General features: G+C 68.3%; 18 protein-coding genes. 10 read left to right on the top strand and 8 right to left on the bottom strand.

Translation table 11 applies throughout. From position 1 onward, the window contains the following. Positions 1–6: 6 nt before the first annotated feature. Genes AC1DJH_RS07430 through AC1DJH_RS07405 form a run of 6 tightly spaced genes read left to right on the top strand, consistent with a single transcriptional unit; the run spans position 7 to position 6,035 of the window. Positions 7–309 carry a hypothetical protein gene (locus tag AC1DJH_RS07430; protein ID WP_478185258.1) on the top strand — a complete coding sequence of 101 codons (303 nt, stop codon included), beginning with the start codon at positions 7–9 and terminating at the stop codon, positions 307–309. After that, positions 306–1,382 carry a CobW family GTP-binding protein gene (locus tag AC1DJH_RS07425; protein WP_478185257.1) on the top strand — a complete coding sequence of 359 codons (1,077 nt, stop codon included), beginning with the start codon at positions 306–308 and terminating at the stop codon, positions 1,380–1,382. The genes AC1DJH_RS07430 and AC1DJH_RS07425 overlap by 4 nt, the downstream gene beginning before the upstream one ends. A gap of 2 nt (positions 1,383–1,384) precedes the next feature. Next, on the top strand, positions 1,385–2,575 hold the full coding sequence (locus AC1DJH_RS07420) for an ABC transporter substrate-binding protein (protein WP_478185256.1): 1,191 nt from the start codon (positions 1,385–1,387) through the stop codon (positions 2,573–2,575). Between the two features lie 49 nt (positions 2,576–2,624). Beyond that, entirely contained in the window at positions 2,625–3,665 is a 1,041-nt protein-coding gene (locus AC1DJH_RS07415; protein WP_435483839.1) for a GntR family transcriptional regulator, read from the top strand. A gap of 49 nt (positions 3,666–3,714) precedes the next feature. Continuing rightward, positions 3,715–4,719 (top strand): class I fructose-bisphosphate aldolase, encoded by a 1,005-nt coding sequence (locus AC1DJH_RS07410; protein ID WP_478185255.1) that lies wholly within the window; start codon positions 3,715–3,717, stop codon positions 4,717–4,719. 17 nt (positions 4,720–4,736) lie between these two features. Then, a complete protein-coding gene (locus AC1DJH_RS07405; protein ID WP_478185254.1) occupies positions 4,737–6,035 on the top strand; it encodes an acetyl-CoA hydrolase/transferase family protein in 1,299 nt (432 codons plus the stop codon). Between the two features lie 31 nt (positions 6,036–6,066). On the opposite strand, the gene msrA is transcribed toward AC1DJH_RS07405, so the two are convergent. The 4 genes from msrA to AC1DJH_RS07385 form a co-directional block, all read right to left on the bottom strand. Further along, entirely contained in the window at positions 6,067–6,768 is a 702-nt protein-coding gene (gene msrA / locus AC1DJH_RS07400; RefSeq protein ID WP_435495664.1) for a peptide-methionine (S)-S-oxide reductase MsrA, read from the bottom strand. Between the two features lie 98 nt (positions 6,769–6,866). Beyond that, on the bottom strand, positions 6,867–7,148 hold the full coding sequence (locus tag AC1DJH_RS07395) for a pentapeptide MXKDX repeat protein (protein WP_478185253.1): 282 nt from the start codon (positions 7,146–7,148) through the stop codon (positions 6,867–6,869). A gap of 114 nt (positions 7,149–7,262) precedes the next feature. Further along, positions 7,263–8,054, bottom strand: coding sequence for a molybdopterin-dependent oxidoreductase (locus AC1DJH_RS07390; protein ID WP_478185252.1), 792 nt, complete (start codon positions 8,052–8,054; stop codon positions 7,263–7,265). Positions 8,055–8,078: 24 nt separating this feature from the next. After that, positions 8,079–8,729: a cytochrome b/b6 domain-containing protein gene (locus AC1DJH_RS07385; protein ID WP_435483833.1), complete on the bottom strand. Its 651-nt coding sequence runs from the start codon at positions 8,727–8,729 to the stop codon at positions 8,079–8,081. Positions 8,730–8,826: 97 nt separating this feature from the next. Between AC1DJH_RS07385 and AC1DJH_RS07380 the strand changes: the two genes are divergently transcribed. Together AC1DJH_RS07380 and AC1DJH_RS07375 are read left to right on the top strand one after the other, a co-directional pair. Further along, the gene (locus AC1DJH_RS07380) at positions 8,827–9,552 is read left to right on the top strand and encodes a response regulator transcription factor (protein ID WP_435438211.1); all 726 of its coding nucleotides are present in this window, start codon (positions 8,827–8,829) and stop codon (positions 9,550–9,552) included. After that, positions 9,549–11,039: a sensor histidine kinase gene (locus tag AC1DJH_RS07375; protein ID WP_478185251.1), complete on the top strand. Its 1,491-nt coding sequence runs from the start codon at positions 9,549–9,551 to the stop codon at positions 11,037–11,039. Before AC1DJH_RS07380 ends, AC1DJH_RS07375 begins: the two co-directional genes overlap by 4 nt. Before the next feature lie 56 nt (positions 11,040–11,095). On the opposite strand, the gene AC1DJH_RS07370 is transcribed toward AC1DJH_RS07375, so the two are convergent. The 4 genes from AC1DJH_RS07370 to AC1DJH_RS07355 all read right to left on the bottom strand — a co-directional run bounded on the left by AC1DJH_RS07370 (position 11,096) and on the right by AC1DJH_RS07355 (position 15,958). Then, positions 11,096–12,625 (bottom strand): alpha/beta hydrolase family protein, encoded by a 1,530-nt coding sequence (locus AC1DJH_RS07370; protein WP_478185250.1) that lies wholly within the window; start codon positions 12,623–12,625, stop codon positions 11,096–11,098. Positions 12,626–12,799: 174 nt separating this feature from the next. Further along, positions 12,800–13,699 (bottom strand): transglutaminase family protein, encoded by a 900-nt coding sequence (locus AC1DJH_RS07365; RefSeq protein ID WP_435438214.1) that lies wholly within the window; start codon positions 13,697–13,699, stop codon positions 12,800–12,802. A gap of 220 nt (positions 13,700–13,919) precedes the next feature. Beyond that, positions 13,920–15,668 (bottom strand): FAD-dependent 5-carboxymethylaminomethyl-2-thiouridine(34) oxidoreductase MnmC1, encoded by a 1,749-nt coding sequence (gene mnmC1, locus AC1DJH_RS07360; protein ID WP_478185249.1) that lies wholly within the window; start codon positions 15,666–15,668, stop codon positions 13,920–13,922. Positions 15,669–15,682: 14 nt separating this feature from the next. Further along, complete coding sequence (locus AC1DJH_RS07355; RefSeq protein WP_478185248.1) at positions 15,683–15,958, bottom strand: oxidative damage protection protein; 276 nt, start codon at positions 15,956–15,958, stop codon at positions 15,683–15,685. Between the two features lie 149 nt (positions 15,959–16,107). Between AC1DJH_RS07355 and AC1DJH_RS07350 the strand changes: the two genes are divergently transcribed. Both AC1DJH_RS07350 and ssuE read left to right on the top strand, forming a co-directional pair. After that, on the top strand, positions 16,108–17,157 hold the full coding sequence (locus AC1DJH_RS07350; RefSeq protein WP_478185247.1) for a sulfate ABC transporter substrate-binding protein: 1,050 nt from the start codon (positions 16,108–16,110) through the stop codon (positions 17,155–17,157). Positions 17,158–17,164: 7 nt separating this feature from the next. After that, the gene (gene ssuE / locus AC1DJH_RS07345) at positions 17,165–17,749 is read left to right on the top strand and encodes an NADPH-dependent FMN reductase (RefSeq protein WP_472111575.1); all 585 of its coding nucleotides are present in this window, start codon (positions 17,165–17,167) and stop codon (positions 17,747–17,749) included. Positions 17,750–17,824 lie beyond the last annotated feature (75 nt).

Here is a 17,824-nt window from a genome sequence, read left to right as displayed (position 1 = left end):
ACCACCATGTGCGGAATGTGCGGGTTGTTGCAAGGCGCGGCGCACTGGAGCCACGCGGCCGCCGGCTCTGTGCAGGGGCGGCGCCAGCGTCTGCTGCAGATCGCGCGGGCCAACCAGTTGCTCAGGCTGTTCAGGCTGGAGCTGCAGGACTTCCATGGGCAGTCGTATGTGCTGCTGGGGCCTACAGGCGCGAGCGTGCTGGTGCCGGACTTCAGCGCGCTCTGGGGCGCGGCCGAGCAGCTGCTGGGCCGCACCATCGACCCGCTGGCCATGCCCTGGCCGGTGGCGCAGAACAAGGACACGCCATGACGGAAGTCGCCTTCGACGTGCTGCCCGTCGGCATCCTCACCGGCTTTCTCGGAAGCGGAAAAACCACGCTGCTGCGGCGCTGGCTGCACGGCGGCAGCGCGGGAGACACGGCGGTGCTCATCAACGAGTTCGGCGACGTCGGGCTCGACCACCTGCTGGTCGGCGCCATCGATGCCGACACCGTGCTGCTCGACAACGGCTGCATCTGTTGCTCGATCCGGGGCGAGCTCAAGGACGCGCTCATGCGCCTTTTCTCGCGCCGCCAGCGCGGGGAGCTGCCGGCGTTCCGCCGCGTGGTGATCGAGACCACGGGCCTCGCAACCCCGGGGCCGGTGCTGGCCACGCTGCTGGGCGATGCGCAGCTGCGTCATCACTTCCGGCCGGCCTTCGTGTCCACGGTGGTCGATGCGATGCATGCCGGCCACCAGCAGGCATCGCATCCCGAATGGATCGCGCAGATTGCGGCGGCCGATACGCTGTGGCTGAGCAAGACAGACCTGGTGAACACGCAGCAGGCGGCTGCGTTGCGCGCAACGCTGGAAAGGCTCAACCCCCTGGCGCTGCAGCTGGAAGCACCGACGGGGCCGACGCCGTGGCACGACGACCTGGCGCATGAATCTTCCGACCACACCGCAAGATGGATTGCGCGCGTGAGCGCGGGCACCCTGCGGGCCCGGTCCGGCGCCGACCCTGCTCCCGCACGCCTTGGCGGCGACCATGCGCGGCATATGGCGCAAACGCAGGCAAGCTCGTTCTGCATGGTGTTCGAGCGACCCATAGAATGGTTCACGCTCACCCTGTGGCTGACCCTGCTGGTGCACCGTCACGGCGATCGGCTGCTTCGAATCAAGGGGCTGCTGGGCATCGCGGCCGACGGGTTCGCGCACGGGCAACCCACTGTCTTGCATGGGATCGGACACTTGATGCACCCTCCGGAACACCTGGACGCCTGGCCTGGAGAAGACCGCCGTTCACGTCTGGTCTTCATCACGCAAGGCTTGTCGCAAGAGGACGTCACCGCGTCGTGGCAAGCGTTCGAGCGCTTCTACGCGCCTTCCACCGCCGGCGCGTAGCCATGTCCACACCGGCATCGAAGAGAACCGAGCTGCGTGTCCTGGGCACGTCGGTCACGCTGACCGAGGCGGTGCGCAAGCGGGCCATGGCGGACCTGGGGCTGCGCATTCATTTCGAGGTGCTCGACGGCTTCGACGCGCAGCGCCAGGCCGTGATGGAGCAGGGCAGCTTCGACGTCTACGACCAGTGGTTCCACAGCGTCGACTGTCTCTGGCCGGCCGGCGCGCTGCAGGCTGTCGAGCTCGACCGCATCGCGCACTGGCCGGAGGTCAACGCCTTGCCCAAGACAGGCCGGCTCGCACCGGACTCCCGCTACGGTCAGGGCTGCAACCCGGTCACGCGCCTGTACGTGCAGGCGGACGGCAGCGTGGGCGACACGCCGAGCGCACGCATCAGCATGCTGCCGCTCACGCACAACGCGGACAGCTTCGCCTATCTGCCGGGCGAGGTCTCGCAGTGGTTCGACACCACGCAGGAAAGCTGGTCGTGGCTGGTGTCGCCCCAATGCACCGGCCGCGTGGCGCTGCAGGCGGACGCCGCGATCGGCGCGCTCGACGCGGTGCTGGCCCTGCGCGCGAGCGGCGAGATGGCGTTCCGCGACATCAGCAACCTGGAGATCGAAGAGATCGACCAGATGATTTCGCTGCTCATGGTCAAGAAGAAGGCCGGCCTGTTCCGAGGTTTCTGGGCCAACTACGCCGACGCCGCGCGGATGATGATCGATGCCCGCGTCGCCATCCAGAGCAACTGGTCGCCGTCGATCGTGGCCTACGAGAAGGCCGGGCTGGCCTACCGGCTTGCCTGCCCCAGGGAGGGCTACCGCGCGTGGTACGGCGGCATGGGCATCGCTCGCCGCGCGCAGGGCCCGAAGCTCGACGCGGCCTACCGCTACCTGAACTGGTGGCATTCGGGCTGGGCAGGTGCCGCGATGGCGCGGCAGGGCTTCTACATCTCCAACCCGCAGCGCTCGCGCGCGCACATGAGCGCGGCGGAGTGGGGTTATTGGTATGAAGGCGAGCCGGCCGGCGAAGACCTTCCGGGGCCTGACGGTAGTATCCTGATCCGCCGCGGCAGCGTGCGCGACGGCGGTTCCTACACCCAGCGAATGAGCAACATCGCGGTCTGGGACACCGTCATGGACGAGCACAACTACCTGGTGCGCAAATGGACCGAGTTCCTGCGCAGCGGCTGACCACCCATAGAGACAAGAGACAGGACTGCACGACAGTGACAAAGAGCAAATGAGTCCGCGAGGCAGCGACAGGGGTGCGAACATCGAACCCGACCCCTCTGTGTCCCCGGCCGCCGAAGCCGGCGAGCGGAAGTTGCGCTACGAGGTGATCCGCAACCGGCTGCGCCAGGCCATTGCCGACAAGCGCATCGTGCCCGGGCTGGTGCTGCTCGAGGGACCGGTGGCCGACGTGTTCGGCACCAGCCGCGTCCCGGTGCGAAAGGCCTTTCATCTTTTGCATGAAGAAGGGCTGCTGCAGAAGTTTCCCGGTCGCGGCTACATGGTGGCGCCGCGCGGCCAGCAGGTGGAGCCCCAGCGGCTGACCATCGACGAAGCGTCGCTCGGGCAGGACGCGCAGGGCGCGACCATCTACATTCCCTCTGAAAGCGAGCGCATCTACGGCGAGTTCGAGCGATCGATTTCCGCCGCGGTCGTGTTCGGTCACTTTCGCATCGACGAAGCGCGGGCCATGAAGCACTTCAACGTGAACCGGGTGGCGCTGCGCGAGGTGTTGAGTCGGCTGGTGGACCGCGGCCTCGTCGAAAAGAGCGCCTATGCCTCCTGGCGCGCCGGGCCGCTCACGGCGCGCGCCATTGCGCAGGACTTCGAAGTGCTGCTGCTGCTTGCGCCGGCCGCGTTGCTGAACAGCGCGCCGAAGCTCGACGAACAGTTCCTGCTCGGCCTGCGTGGCGCACTGAGCGATCCCGAGGCCGTCGGCACGGAAGAACTGCTGCGTATCGAAAGCCAGATTCATGGGGATTGCCTCTCCAGGCATCCCAACGCCAAGATGCTCGGCATCCTTCAGCAGTGCCAGATGCCGCTGATCGTCAACCGCACGTTCTTGCGCATGTTCCAGCAATCGACGAGCCGGTTGCTGCTCGATGAGTACCGGGCCATCGTCGAGCATCTTTGCGCACGGCAGTTCGCGCTGGCGGCCGAGGCGCTCGAGGCCCATCTGGAGGCCGCGCGCAAGCGCACCCAGCAGCAACTGAAGGTTCTGGCGGTGCTGCCCGAGCCGCAATTCCCCGACTATCTTGTGCGCGTGGCCTGACTGCGGCCGAAGCGAGGCGTACGATCCTCGCCAGAGAGGCATACGCAACATGACCGCACAGACATTGACAGCTACCGCCCGCGCGCTGGTCGCCGGCGACAAGGGCTTGCTCGCCATGGACGAGAGCAACGCCACCTGCAACAAGCGCTTCGCCGCGCTGGGCATCCCGCAGACCGAGGCGGCGCGGCGCGACTGGCGCGAGCTGATCGTCACCGCGCCGGGGCTGGGCGACAGCATCAGCGGCGCCATCCTGTTCGACGAGACCATCCGCCAGACGACGAACGCGGGCTTGCCCTTCGCCAAGGCGCTGGAGGCCGTGGGCATCATCCCTGGCATCAAGGTCGACATGGGGGCCAAGCCGCTGGCCGGGCACCCCGGTGAAACCGTCACCGAAGGCCTGGACGGCCTGCGTGAACGACTGGCCGAATACGCTGGCATGGGCGCACGCTTTGCCAAGTGGCGCGGCGTGATCGCCATTGCAGCGGGCCTGCCGAGCCGGGCCTGCATCGACGTCAACGCCCACGCGCTCGCACGCTACGCCGCGCTGTGCCAGGAGGCCGGCATCGTGCCCATCATCGAGCCCGAGGTGCTGATGGACGGCGACCATTCGCTCGCACGCTGCGCCGAGGTCACCGAAGAAGTGCTGCACCAGACCTTTGTGCAGCTGCGCGCACAGGGCGTGCTGCTCGAAGGCATGCTGCTGAAGCCGAACATGGTGCTGCCGGGCCAGAAGGCGGCCGTGCAGGATTCGGTCGAGGCGGTGGCCGAGGCCACGGTCAACTGCCTCTTGCGCACCGTGCCCGCCGCCGTGCCGGGCGTCGCGTTTCTTTCCGGCGGACAGTCGGCGCAGCTGGCCTCCGCCCGGTTGAACGAAATGAACCTCAAGTTCAAGTCGCGCATGCCGTGGGCGCTGACCTTCTCGTTCTCGCGTGCGGTGCAGCAGCCAGCGCTCGACGCGTGGAAGGGCGACGCCGCCAACGTGGCGGTCGCACAGCAGGCGCTGGTGCTTCGCACCCGCGCCAACCAGGCCGCGCGCCGCGGCGACTACAGATAACAGGCATTGAACCGCGCATGACCACGCCCCAGGACCTGTACCGCCAGAAGCTGGCTGCTCCCGCCGATGCCGTGCGCCAGGTGCGCAACGGCGACATGATCGTCGTGCCCACCGGTGTCGGCGAGCCGCCCACGCTGCTCACGGCGCTGTCGGAGCAGCGCCGCGACTTTCGCGACGTGAAGGTCGCGCAGATCCTGGCGATGCGCAAGTACGCCTACATCGACCCCGAGACCGTCGAGCATGTTCGCCACGTGGCGCTGTTCTTCGGCGGCGCCACGCGCGCGGGCGGCCAGGCGGGCTGGATCGACTTCCTGCCGAACTACTTCTCGGAGATTCCCGCGCAGATCGAGCGCGGTCAGATACCGGCCGACGTGGTCTTCAGCATGGCCTCGCCCATGGACGCGCACGGCTACTTCGCCCTGAGCCTGGGCGCCGACTACACCATGGCCGCCGTCGCCCGCGCCCGCGCCGTGGTGCTGGAGGTGAACCCGAACGTGCCCTTTGCCTGCGGCGCCTGCCACGTGCACATCTCGCAGGTGGCCGCGCTCGTGGAGAACGAGGCGCCGGTGATGGAGGTCGGCCTGCCCAAGATCGGCGTGGTGCAGGAGGCCATCGGCAAGTACGTGGCCGACCTGATCGACGACGGCTCGACGCTGCAGATCGGCTACGGCGGCATTCCCGACGCGGTGGTGATGCAGCTCACGGGCAAGCACGACCTGGGCATTCACACCGAGATGATCGGCGACGGCATCCTCACGCTGGTGGAGAGCGGTGCGGTCACCAACCGGCGCAAGAACTACCTGCCGGGCAAGTCGATCGCCACCTTCGCGCTGGGCTCCAGCAAGCTCTACCGCTTCATGGACCGCAACCCGGCGCTCGAAATGCACCCGGTCAATTTCACCAACGACCCGGCGCTGGCGGGGATGAACGACAACCTCATCGCCATCAACGCGACCATGCAGATCGACCTGCTGGGGCAGTGCGGCTCCGAGAGCCTGGGCTACGCGCCGTACTCGGGCACGGGCGGGCAGTCGGACTTCGTGCGCGCGGCCAACCGCTCGCGCGGCGGCAAGGCCTTCATCGTGCTGCCCTCGACGGCCAAGGACGACACCATCTCGCGCATCGTGCCCTCGCTGTCGCCCGGCACGCACGTGAGCACGAGCAAGAACGACATCAACTACGTGGTCACCGAGTACGGCGTGGCGCAGCTGCGCGGCAAGTCCGCCAAGCAGCGCACGCGCGAGTTGATCGGCATCGCGCACCCGGCCTTCCGGGCCGAGCTGACGGAGCAGGCGCAGCGGCTGAAGCTGCTCTAGACCTTCCAGACCTGCCGGGCCTGCCGGTCGGTCAACCTGCCTTGGCCGCCTTCACCAGCGAAGGCGTCGCCTTGTAGCTCTCCGGGAACAGCTTCTTCAGGTCGTCGATCTTGGGCATGTCGTTGATCGCGATGTAGGGCTGGCTCGGGTGCAGCGTGAGGTAGTCCTGGTGGTAGTCCTCGGCCGCATAGAAGGGCTTGGCCATTTCGATGGTGGTCGCCAGGGGCTTGCCGAAGGTCTTGGCCTGGTTGAGTTGCGCGATGTAGTCCTTGGCGATGCGGGCCTGCTCGGCGTTCTCTGCGAACACGGTGGAGCGGTACTGCGTGCCGCTGTCGGGGCCTTGGCGGTTCAGCTCGGTGGGGTCGTGCGCCACCGAGAAATAGATCTGCAGCAGCTTGCCGTAGCTGACCTGCTGCGGGTCGTAGGTGATGCGTACCGATTCGGCATGGCCGGTGCGGCCCGAGCCCACTTCGTCGTAGCGCGCCGTCTTGGCGTCGCCGCCGGCGTAGCCCGACACGGCGTTGCTCACGCCCTTGACGCGCTGGAACACGCCCTGCACGCCCCAGAAGCAGCCGCCTGCGAACACGGCGGTCTCGGTCCTGGCGGTGGCCGGTGCCGTCAGGTCGGCGGTGGGGGCGGGCACGCGTCGGGCGGTTTCGGCAAACGAGGGCACCGCGTGCCATACCAGGGCGGCGGCGGCCAGCGTGCCGGCAGTGAGTGCGATGGATTTCATGGGAGTGTTCCTTGGGAGGGCAGTGGAAAGCGGGTTCTCGCGACATTGACGCCGAATCTGCCGGGCGTCAATGGCGTTTGCGGCGGTCGGAAGGGCGCTTACTTCTTCATCTCGTCCTTGCCCATGCCGTCTTTCTTCATGGCGTCCTTGCCCATGGCGTCCTTGCCCATGGCGTCCTTGGCCATCGAATCCTTGGCCATGGAGTCCTTCTTCATGCTGTCCTTCGACATGGAGTCCTTTGCCATCGAATCTTTCTTCATGCCGTCCTTGGACATGGAGTCCTTGGCCATGCCGTCCTTGGCCATTTCGTCCGCGGCGAAGGCCGAGGCGCCGGCAAAGGCCATGCAGGTTGCGAGCAGGGTTGCGGTGAGCTTGTTCATTGAGAGTCCTTGGTTGTGTTTGGATTTCGTTTCAAAGATCGGCCTGGTTACAGTGAAGTGACACTGAACTCGGCCTCGCGCTTTCTTCGGCAGTCGAGCGGCTGTGGCAGCCCCTCAGCTCCCTCCGAACCAGTTGTAGCCCTGGTCTTCCCAGTAGCCACCTGTGTAGGTGTTGGTGACGAACATCGCCTTGATGTGCTTCGGGTTCTTGTAGCCAAGCTTGGTCGGCATGCGCAGCTTCATCGGAAAGCCGTACTTGGGCGCCAGGGGCTGGCCATCGTAGGTCAGCGTGAGCAGCGTCTGCGGGTGCAGCGCGGTGGGCATGTCGATGCTGGTGTAGTAGTCGTCGGCGCACTTGAAGCCCACGTACTTCGCGGTGGTGTCGGCGCCGATGTGGCGCAGAAAGTCGGCAAAGCGCACGCCGCCCCATTTGCCGATGGCGCTCCAGCCTTCCACGCAGATGTGCCGGGTGATCTGGTCGTGCTGCGGCATGGCGCGCAACTCGGCCAGCGTCCAGGCATGCTTGTCGGCCACCATGCCGGTCACTTCGAGCTTGTAGCTGGCCTCGTCCACCTCGCGCACCTCGTCTTCGCCGTAGTACGCGTTGAAGGGAAAGGGGCGGGTGATCTCGGCTTCGGTGTAGGTCGGTGCCAGTTGGGTGGGGCTGAAGATCAGGCCCTGCACCTTGTCGTTGAAGCGCGAGATCTTCGTCAGCGCGGCCTCGACCTGGGTGTTGTCGCTGATGCTGCAGCCTGTCAGCAGCGACAGGCCGCCGAGCGTCAACGATCGCTGCAGGAAGGCGCGGCGCGCGGGCTGGTCGAGCTTCCTGGCGATCAGCGTGCGGGCTTCGCGGACCACGGCGTCACCGTCGACGCCGGCAAGGGTGGGGGCTTTGAAGATTTTCATGGGACGGGTCCGGGGGGGCGGGGGTCAGGCCTTGGGCAGGTGCTGTGACGTGCGGCCGCGCAGCATGGTGAGCAGCGTGCGGGGCACCAGCGCCACCATCACGAGGTGGACGACGACAAAGGCCACGATGGCCGCCATCGCGAAGAAGTGGATGCGGCGTGCGAATTCGTAGCCGCCCAGCAGGTCGCGCAGCACCGCGAACTGCACCGACTTCCACAGCACCAGCCCCGACAGCACGATGACGACCAGGTCGAGCATCACGAACAGGTAGGCCAGTTTCTGCACGTTGTTGTAGCGGCGCGGGTCGGCGTGCGAGAGCTTGCCCTTGAGCGCGGCCAGCGCGTCGTGCAGCACGCCGCGCGGCGTCACCGGGAAGAACTTGCGGGCCAGCCGGCCGCTGGCGATGTTCACCGCTAGGTACACGAAGCCGTTGAACACCAGCAGCCACATCGCCGCAAAGTGCCACTGCAGCGCACCGCCGAGCCAGCCGCCGAGGGTGATCACGGTGGGGATGGTGAACGGGAAGAACGGCGCCGCGTCGTAGATGCGCCAGCCGCTGGTCACCAGGATCACCACGGCCAGTGCATTGAGCCAGTGGGTGATGCGCATCCACAGCGGGTGGATGGGCCGTGCGTCCGCCGGTGCGGCAGGAGGGGCGATGGCTGTGCTGTTCATGGAGCGGATTGTTGGGCGCACCCCATGGCCGATTCATCACGCAAAGTTCAATTAATCGTGATAACTCCCCAGGCCGTATCGCAGGACAATCGGCCCCATGGACACCGCCAAACGCGTGCTGATCGTCGAGGACGACGCCCACATCGCCGAACTGCTCCGCATGCACCTGCGCGACGAGGGCTATGCGGTGGAGCACGCCGCCGACGGTCACGCCGGCCTGCGCGAGCTGGAGCGCGGCAACTGGGACGCGCTGGTGCTCGACCTGATGCTGCCCGGCGTCGACGGGCTCGAGATCTGCCGCCGCGCCCGCGCCATGACGCGCTACACGCCGATCATCATCATCAGCGCCCGCTCGAGCGAGGTGCACCGCATCCTGGGGCTGGAGCTGGGCGCGGACGACTACCTGGCCAAGCCCTTCTCGGTGCTGGAACTGGTGGCGCGCGTGAAGGCGCTGCTGCGGCGCACCGACGCGCTGGCGCGCAATGCGCGCATGGAGTCGGGCAGCCTCACGCTGGGCAACCTGGACATCGACCCGCTGGCGCGCGAGGTGCGCCTGGACGGCAAGCCCATCGAGCTCACGCCGCGCGAGTTCGACCTGCTGTTCTTCTTTGCGCGCAACCCCGGCAAGGTGTTCTCGCGGCTCGACCTGCTCAACCAGGTCTGGGGCTACCAGCACGACGGCTACGAGCACACGGTGAACACGCACATCAACCGGCTGCGCACCAAGGTCGAGGCCGACCCGGCCGAGCCGCGGCGCATCCTCACGGTGTGGGGGCGGGGCTACAAGCTCTCGGCCACCGGCAGCGCGGAGGACGTGTCGTGAACGCCTGGGCCACGCTCTCGCGCAGGCTCTCGGCCGTGTTCGCGGTGCTGCTGCTGGTGTGCTGCGGCGCGTCGGTGTGGCTGCAGGTGCGCTCCAGCGGCCTGCACGAGCAGGAAGTGATCCAGCGCCTGTCGAGCGGCCTGGCGGCCCATATCGCAGAGAACACCGAACTGATGAAGCCCGGCGGGCTCGACCAGGCGGCGGTGAAAGACCTGTTCGACAAACTCATGGCGGTCAACCCCAGCGTCGAGGTGTACGTGCTGGCGCCGGACGGCCGCATCGAGGCGCAGGCCGCCCCGGCGGGCCACCTGAAGCGCGAGAGCGTCGCATTGGCGCCGATTCGCCGGTTGCTGGCCGGGGCGCCGCTGCCCATCGCGGGCGACGACCCGCGCAGCGTCGGCGGCTCGAAGGTGTTCAGCGTGGCGCCGCTGCGCATGGGCGGGCGCGACGCCGGCTATGTGTACGTGGTGCTGCAGGGCGAGGACCTCGACGCGCTGGTGGCCAACGCGGCCGCCGACAACGTGCTGCGCACCATGCTCTGGTCGACGGGCCTGGTGGCGCTGCTCGGGCTGCTCGCCGGCCTGGCGGCGTTCCGGCTCATCACGCGCCCGCTGCGCGAACTGACCTCGGCGGTGAAGCGCTTCGAGGCCGAGGGCATTGCGTCGCTCGAGAGCGCAACGCCCACGCTGGAGCGCCTGTCGCAAGGCACCGACGAGATCGCGCAACTCGGCCAGGCCTTCACGCAGATGACGCGGCGCATCGCCGAGCAATGGCGCGAGCTCACGCTGCAGGACCAGCAGCGCCGCGAGCTGTTCGCCAACATTTCCCACGACCTGCGCACGCCGCTCACCTCGCTGCACGGCTACCTGGAGACGCTGCTGCTGAAGGCCGGCACGCTGGACGAGGCGGAGCGCCGGCGCTACCTCGAAATTGCGCTGGGCCAGAGCCGCAAGGTCGGCCGCCTGGCGCAGGAAGTGTTCGAGCTGGCGCGGCTCGAATACGGCGTGGTCAAGCCCGAGAAGGAGAACTTTGCGCTGGCCGACCTCGTGCAGGACGTGTTCCAGAAGTTCGAGCTGGCGGCCGAGGCCCGCCGCCAGCGCCTGAAGCCCGACATCGCGCCCGGCCTGCCGGTGGTGTCGGCCGACCTCGGCATGATCGAGCGCGTGCTGACCAACCTGCTGGACAACGCGATCCGCCACACGCCCGCGGGCGGCGAGATCGTGGTGCAACTGCGCCAGGAGAACGCGGGCGTCGCGGTGCAGGTGAGCGACACGGGGCCTGGCATTCCCGGCGATCTGCAGAAGGCGCTGTTCATGCGCCCCGTGTTCATGAGCGGCTCGCGCACCGACAGCGCCAGCAGCGGCGGGCTGGGCCTGGTGATCGTCAAGCGCATCCTGCAGCTGCACGGCAGCGACATCCGGCTGGTGCAGCAGCCGGACAAGGGCGCGGTGTTCCGCTTTCAGCTGGGCGGTGCGGCGGGGGCCTGAGCCGGCCCCGGGCTTTCGTCAGGCCCCGCTCGCGTGCCAGTCGCCAACGCCCCGATTCAGCAGGGGCGCGCGGCCGCCGCGCCCGGGCGCGTTGCCGAGCTCGTCGGGCTTTCGTCGACCGTGCCGAGCGGGCGCGTGAACGTGCAGCCGTAGCGCACGTCGGCCACCGTGGCCGGCGTGAGCACGTCGTCGCCGGCCGGCTTCACCGTCGGGTTGCGCTCCCACTGGATCATCGCGTCGAAGGCCTCGACCTGTTCCTTCACCGTGAAGTCGCAATGCGTGATGCCGCGCACCGCGCGCTGCACCAGCCATTGGCTGTTGCCCTTGGCGGCCACGCGCCTGTTGTAGATCTGCTCCATGCTGAAGGGCACGTACAGGTCGCCCAGGGTGTGCAGCGTGACCACCGGAATCCTGAACTCGCCGTTGGCCTTGGGAATCCAGCGCAGGCCGTCGGTGCGCAGTCGGTTCGCGTCCGTCGCCGCCGTGAGCTTGAGCACCGAGGCATTCAGCGCATTGGTTCCGGGCACGTCGGCGTCGATGGTGTAGGTGAAGCGGTTCGTGTCCAGCGTGTTCTTGTTCAGGATGCCGGTGACCGTGCCGTCGCTGCCGAACACGCCCCACACGGCGGCAAAGGAGCCGCCCGATTTGAAGCCGAGGTCGAACATGGGACGCGGGCCGCCGGTGAGGTTCTGGATCACCGAGGCGTACTTGGCGCCGGTCGCCGTGGTGCTGATGTCGGGCGGCGAGGTGGTGAAGTTGGTGAACAGCCGTGCGCCGACCTGCGCGGCAATGTCGGCCCAGTTGGGGGTGGGGTACTTCGGCAGGCTCGCCAGCGCCTGGGCCGCCACCTGCGCGCCCGCGAAGTAGTCGAACAGCTCGGTGTCGCCCACCACGCCGCACATCGGCACCGCGCCGTTGTACTTCACCTTGTGGTTGGCGGTGGCGTAGGCCTCGTCCTCGATGGCGGCCGCCGTGATGTGGCCGCCCATCGAGTGGCCGGTGATGAAGGTCTTCGACGGCGCGGCCAGGTTGCGGCCGTTGGCCTTGGCGATGGCGGTGAACTGCAGCGCCAGCGCGTTGGTGTCTTCCACGCCGACACGCACGTCGTAGTAGTTCTTGCTGTAGCTGGAGGCGGCCCAGGCGTAGCCGTTCTGGATCAGGTAGCGGCGGATCGACGGTTCCGAAACGCTCAGCACGTTGCCTTCCCCGGCGTAGCCGTGCGCATACATCACCAGCTCGCCGTTCCAGTTGGCGGGCACTTCGACGTGGTACTGCGCCCCGCCGAGCATGCCGGCCCAGCGGCTGGTGGTGCTGTTGACGACCGTGTCGCTGGCGTCGGCGGCCAGCGCGGCGAAGGTGGTGGCCGTGGGGTCCGCGGGAGCGAAGGACGTGCGGCTGTCCTGCAGGCGGGTTTCTTCGGGGGCCGGTGCGGGGGCGGGGGGCGGCGCAGGCGGGTTGGGTGCGGGTGCCGGGGCGGGTGGCACGGGCGTGAAGGCAAAGCCGCTGCCGCCGCCGCTGCCGCCGCCGCAGGATGCGACGACGAGGCTGGCTGCCAGGGCAAGATGTGTCAGGCGCGCTGAGTGCATGGGTGTCTCTCTCCGTTCTTGTGGGTATTGGGAAGAAAAACCGGCGCAGCACCTCTCACCCGGCCGCAAAGAACGACCGTGCTATTTCGCTGAGCCGGCGGCGCAGCGTAGGGTGCCTGGGGTGTGAAGCGCTGCGGGGTTTCCCGCAGCGGCTATCGCCTGCGCGACAGGGCGTCAGTTCTTGCGGCGCGTGACGACCACCGTGGCCTCGAGGCCTTCGTAGGCCTCCGCGTCGCCGTACCAGCTGCCCGAGATGGGCGCGGCCTGCGCCGGGTCGCGCGAGACGCCCACGCGAATGAGCTGCCCGCTGCCCATCAGGTTGTTGGTCGGGTCGAAGGCGAGCCAGCCGACGCCCGGCAGGTAGGCCTGCAGCCAGGCGTGCGTGGTGCCGGCGCCGGTCATCGATTCGCCCTGGGCGTTGGCCGCGTTGTCGAGCGCGGCGTCGTAGATGTAGCCCGACACGAAGCGCGTGGCAATGCCCAGGCGGCGCGTGGCTTCCATCATCAGCAACGCGTAGTCGCGGCAGCTGCCGCTGCCCAGCGCGAGCGTTTCCAGCGGCGGCTGCGTGCCTTCCTCGTCGCGGGCCTTGTACTCGAGGCTCTGGCCGATGTGCGCGTTCATGCGCGTGAGCACCTCACGCGTGCTGTTGGGCTTGTCGGTGTGCAGGAACTGGTGGGCCCAGCGAATGAGCGTGCCCTGGTTGTCGTCTTCGTGGTGCGGGCGCAGGTAGTGCTCCAGGTCGAGGCGCTCCTGCAGCGTGTAGGCGAAGGGCAGGAACTCGGCGGCCGGGTCGAGCGCCAGCTGGTCCTGCTGCGCCGGCACGTGCTCGATGGTGAACGAGCACACGATGCGCAGCTCGGTCGCCTCGCCCATGGGCTGCACCAGGGCGACGGAATTGGAGTGCGGGTCTTGAATGAGCCGGGTGAAGGCCTGCGGGCTCACCTGCAGGTCGGTGGCCAGCACACGCAGGTCGTGGCTGTCGCGCGGGCGGAACATCACGCGGTGCAAGCCGAAGGTGACGGGCTTGTTGTAGCGATAGACGGTGGTGTGCAGGATGTCGTACTGGGTGGCCATGCGGTGCATTCTGGGGCCTGCGCAAGGCAAGCGGTGGAATAGGGGCACGCATGCCGCACAATCGCCGCCCGCCCGGCAGTCCGGCCCGCTCGCCCTCATCCTTTCGTTCGCAAGCCATGGGTACAAGGTGGTGATTTCGCAGGTCGTGCGTACTTACGGGGACGAGCGGATCGATCACCTGCTGCCACCTGTGCTGGTGGCCTGAGTTCGGGGGGCTCGCTCAGAGCCTTTGCGTGCCGAGCGCCTTGGCCAGCGCCGCCGGCAAAGCCAGCGGCTCTCCATGCCATTGCGCGGCCAGCAGTTCCGCGCACAGCGCGGCGAAGCTCAGGCCCCGCGAGCCCAGCGCGGTGCAGACCCACAGGCCCGGGGCCTGCGCATCGATGGCACCCACCAGCGGACGCCGGTCGCCCGAGGCGCATCGGATGCCGACCCAGGTGTCGACTTCGGCGTGCGCGAAGGCCGGCGCCAGCGCGCTGGCTGCCGCCGGATGCAGCCGCGCCAGGCGTTCGCGGTTGGCCTTGGCGTCCGCCGCGGTGGGGGCCAGGCTGGTGCTGTCGCGGTCGAAGGTCGCGCCTGCCAGCCAGATCGTGCCGCCGTCGCCATGCGGCACCTGCGCAACCAAATGGCCGTCGCCGTTGATGGGCGTGGCGGGCAGGGCCATGCCCTCGGCCATCGGGCCCCAGGCGACCTGGCCGCGGACCGGCTGAAGCGGAAGGCTGGGTGCGAATCGCCCCGACTCGAAACCGGCGCAGACGACCACGCGGTCCGCGTCGGCCAGCAACTCGCCGGATGAATCGAACAACTGCCAGCCGCTCGCGTCGTGCGTCACGCTCGCCACGCGGCAGCCGCCACGAAACGCCACGCCGGGCTGACGCAGCCATTGCGCGATCAGCCGGTGCGGCCGCACCCAGGCCGCGCGCGCATGCCAGAGCGCGGGCGCATCGCCCGGCAGGCCTGCGGCCTCCAGCCGAGCGGCGTTTGCAGGCCACGATTCGTTGGGTCCGTCGGCGCTCCATCCGGGGGGCACGCGCACATCGCCGCCGGGCCGGCGCTCCAGCACCCCGGTGGCGCGCCAGTCGCTGCCTTCTTCCAGCAGCCGCGTGAGCTCGGCCCAGGTGGCGCGGATGCCGGCACGCGTCAGGCGGGACAGCAAGGCGTCGTCCGGCGACACGTGCGGCGCGAGCATGCCCACCGGCAACCCGGACGCGCCGGCGGCCGGCTGCGCCGCGGCGTCCAGCACCGTGACCTGCCAGCCGCGCCGCGCAAGGCTCGCCGCGACGGCGGCGCCCGCCAAGCCGGCGCCGATGACGGCACAGCGACCCGGTGCGTCGATGCGCTGTGGCGCGGGCCCGCGCCGGCGCACCGTCCAGGCGGGGGCGAACACGCCGCGCAGGCCGCCGGGCGCCGGGGCGATCGTGAAGCCGGCCTGCGTGAGTGCGTCGCGCACGGGGTGTGCAGCGTTCCAGGTGGCGATGCCCGTGCCTTGCCGCGCAAAGCGCGAGACGGCCTTGAGCGTGTCGGCCGACCACACCGCCGGGTCGTGCGGCGCGCCGGCGCCGCCGAGGAAGATGCTGTCCGCCTCGAAGCGCTGCGCGCGCAGCATCGGCTGCACTTCGCCGATGCACAGGGTCAGCAGCACGCGGCCGTCGTCGAACGCCAGCCGGTGGAAGCCGCTCAGCAGGCCGTGCCATTGCGCGGCCAGCTCCCTGGCAAGAGGTGCGAGCTCGGGGTGCGCTTCGGCCGCGCGCAGAATCTCCTCAGGCGAGACCGGGCGCGCTTCTACACAGACAAAGTGCAGCATGCGCGGACGCTCGGGGTCCGAGCGCCACGCGTGCCACGTTGTCAGGAAATTGAGGCCCGGCCCGAAGCCGGTTTCGAGAATCAGCCATTGCGGCTGTCCGGCCCACGCCTGGGGCAATCCGCAGCCGTCCAGGAACACAGGGCGCGCCTGCGCCGGTTCGGCGGCCACGGCGGGGAGGGTGATCAGGTGGCCGGGGGCGGCACGTAGCCCTGGACGACGTCGGCGCCTTCGCCGAAGAAGTGCTTTTCCATCTGCCGCGCCAGGTACTGGCGGGCGCGCAGGTCGGCCAGGTTGAGCCGGTTTTCATTGACCAGCATCGTCTGCTGCTTGAGCCAGGCGGCCCAGGCCTCCTTGCTCACGCTTTCCCACAGGCGCTTGCCCAGATCGCCTGGGTAGGGCGGGAAGTCGAGCCCTTCGGCCTCTTTGCCGAGCTTGATGCACTGAACCATGCGTGCCATTTCGATTGCCTTTGAACGGGAAAAGTGGGGGGTAAGCGGGTGCTTAGTTGATTTAGCTATTTAGAACTGAGAACTTGGTCGTTCCAGTTTCTATATGCCTTATTGAGAATACACAGCTTCATCGATATGCCTTTTCAGAGCAAGACACCATGAGCATTCGCCGCGACTTTATCAAGCTTTCCCTGGGTGCCGGCGTGGCCGGTGCTTTGGCCCTGTCGGCGTTGCCGACGTTTGCCCAAGGCGCCGCGGCTGCCAAGGGCCCCGTGACGCTGCTGAACGTGTCGTACGACCCGACGCGCGAGCTGTACGTGGACTACAACCAGGCCTTCGCCAAGTACTGGAAGGCCAAGACCGGCCAGGAAGTGACCGTCAAGCAGTCGCACGGCGGCTCGGGCAAGCAGGCCCGCTCGATCATCGACGGCATCGACGCCGACGTGGCCACGCTGGCCCTCGGCGGTGACGTCGACGCGCTCGTCACGCACGGCGGCCTGGTCAAGGCCGACTGGCAAAAGCGCCTGCCGCACAACTCCGCCCCCTACACCTCGACCATCGTGTTCCTGGTGAAGAAGGGCAACCCCAAGGGCCTGAAGGACTGGGACGACCTCACCAAGGCCGGCGTGCAGGTGATCACCCCCAACCCCAAGACCTCGGGCGGCGCCCGCTGGAACTACCTGGCCGCCTGGGAATTCGCCAAGCGCAAGTACGGCAGCGACGCCAAGGCCAAGGAATACATCGGCAACCTGTTCAAGAACGTGCCCGTGCTCGACACCGGCGCGCGCGGCTCGACCATCACCTTCGTGCAACGCGGCGTGGGCGACGTGCTGCTGGCCTGGGAAAACGAAGCCTTCCTGGCGCTGAAGGAATTCGGTCCCGAGAAGTTCGAGATCGTGGTGCCGTCCATCTCCATCCTGGCCGAGCCCAGCGTGGCGGTGGTCGACAAGGTCGTCGACAAGAAGGGCACGCGCGCCGTGGCCGAGGAATACCTCAAGTACCTGTACTCCGACGAAGGCCAGGACATCGCGGGCCGCAACTTCTACCGCCCGACCTCCGACAAGGCCAAGGCCAAGTACGACAAGCAGTTTCCCAAGCTGACGCTGGTGACCATCGACCAGGCCTTCGGCGGCTGGGCGAAGGCCGACAAGGAGCATTTCGCCGACGGCGGCTCCTTCGACCAGATCTACGCCCCCAAGCAGAAGTAAGCGCGCCGTGTCCGTTCTCCTGATTGCCGGCAGCCCTTCGGCCCCTTCGCGCTCCACCGCCTTGCTCGAGGCGGTGGGCGAGCGGCTGGCGGCCCGCCACGCGCGCATCGAGCGCCTCTGGATCCGCGACCTGCCGGCGCAGGCGCTGCTGCTCGCCGACTGGAACCACCCGGCCATCGTGAACGCGATCGCCAAGGTGACCGAGGCCCGCGCGATCGTGGTGGCCACGCCGGTCTACAAGGCGGCGTACAGCGGCGTGCTGAAGGTCTTTCTGGACCTGCTCGCGCAGAACGCACTCAAGGGCAAGACGGTGCTGCCGCTGGCCACCGGCGGCAGCCCGCACCACATGCTGGCGCTCGACTACGCGCTGCGGCCCGTGCTGCAGTCGCTGTCGGCGCGCCACATCCTGCCGGGCGTGTATGCCAGCGATTCGCAGATCACGCTGACGCCCGAGAACGCCTACCAGGTGACCCCCGACCTGGCCGAGCGACTGAACGAGGCCGTCGAGGTGCTCGCCACCGAAGGCCTGAAGCTGCCCGCCACGCACGGCTTCGAGTCGGTGCCGTTCTCGCGCGTGCGATGTAGCGTCTGACACGGGGCTCGCCCCCAGGCTGCGCACGCTTCGTGTGGTGCGCGCCAACCCCCCTGCCGGGGGCAGCACCAGAGG

This window comes from Variovorax sp. 10N412 (genome assembly GCF_056394985.1).
This window is presented reverse-complemented; position numbering and strand designations above follow the sequence as displayed.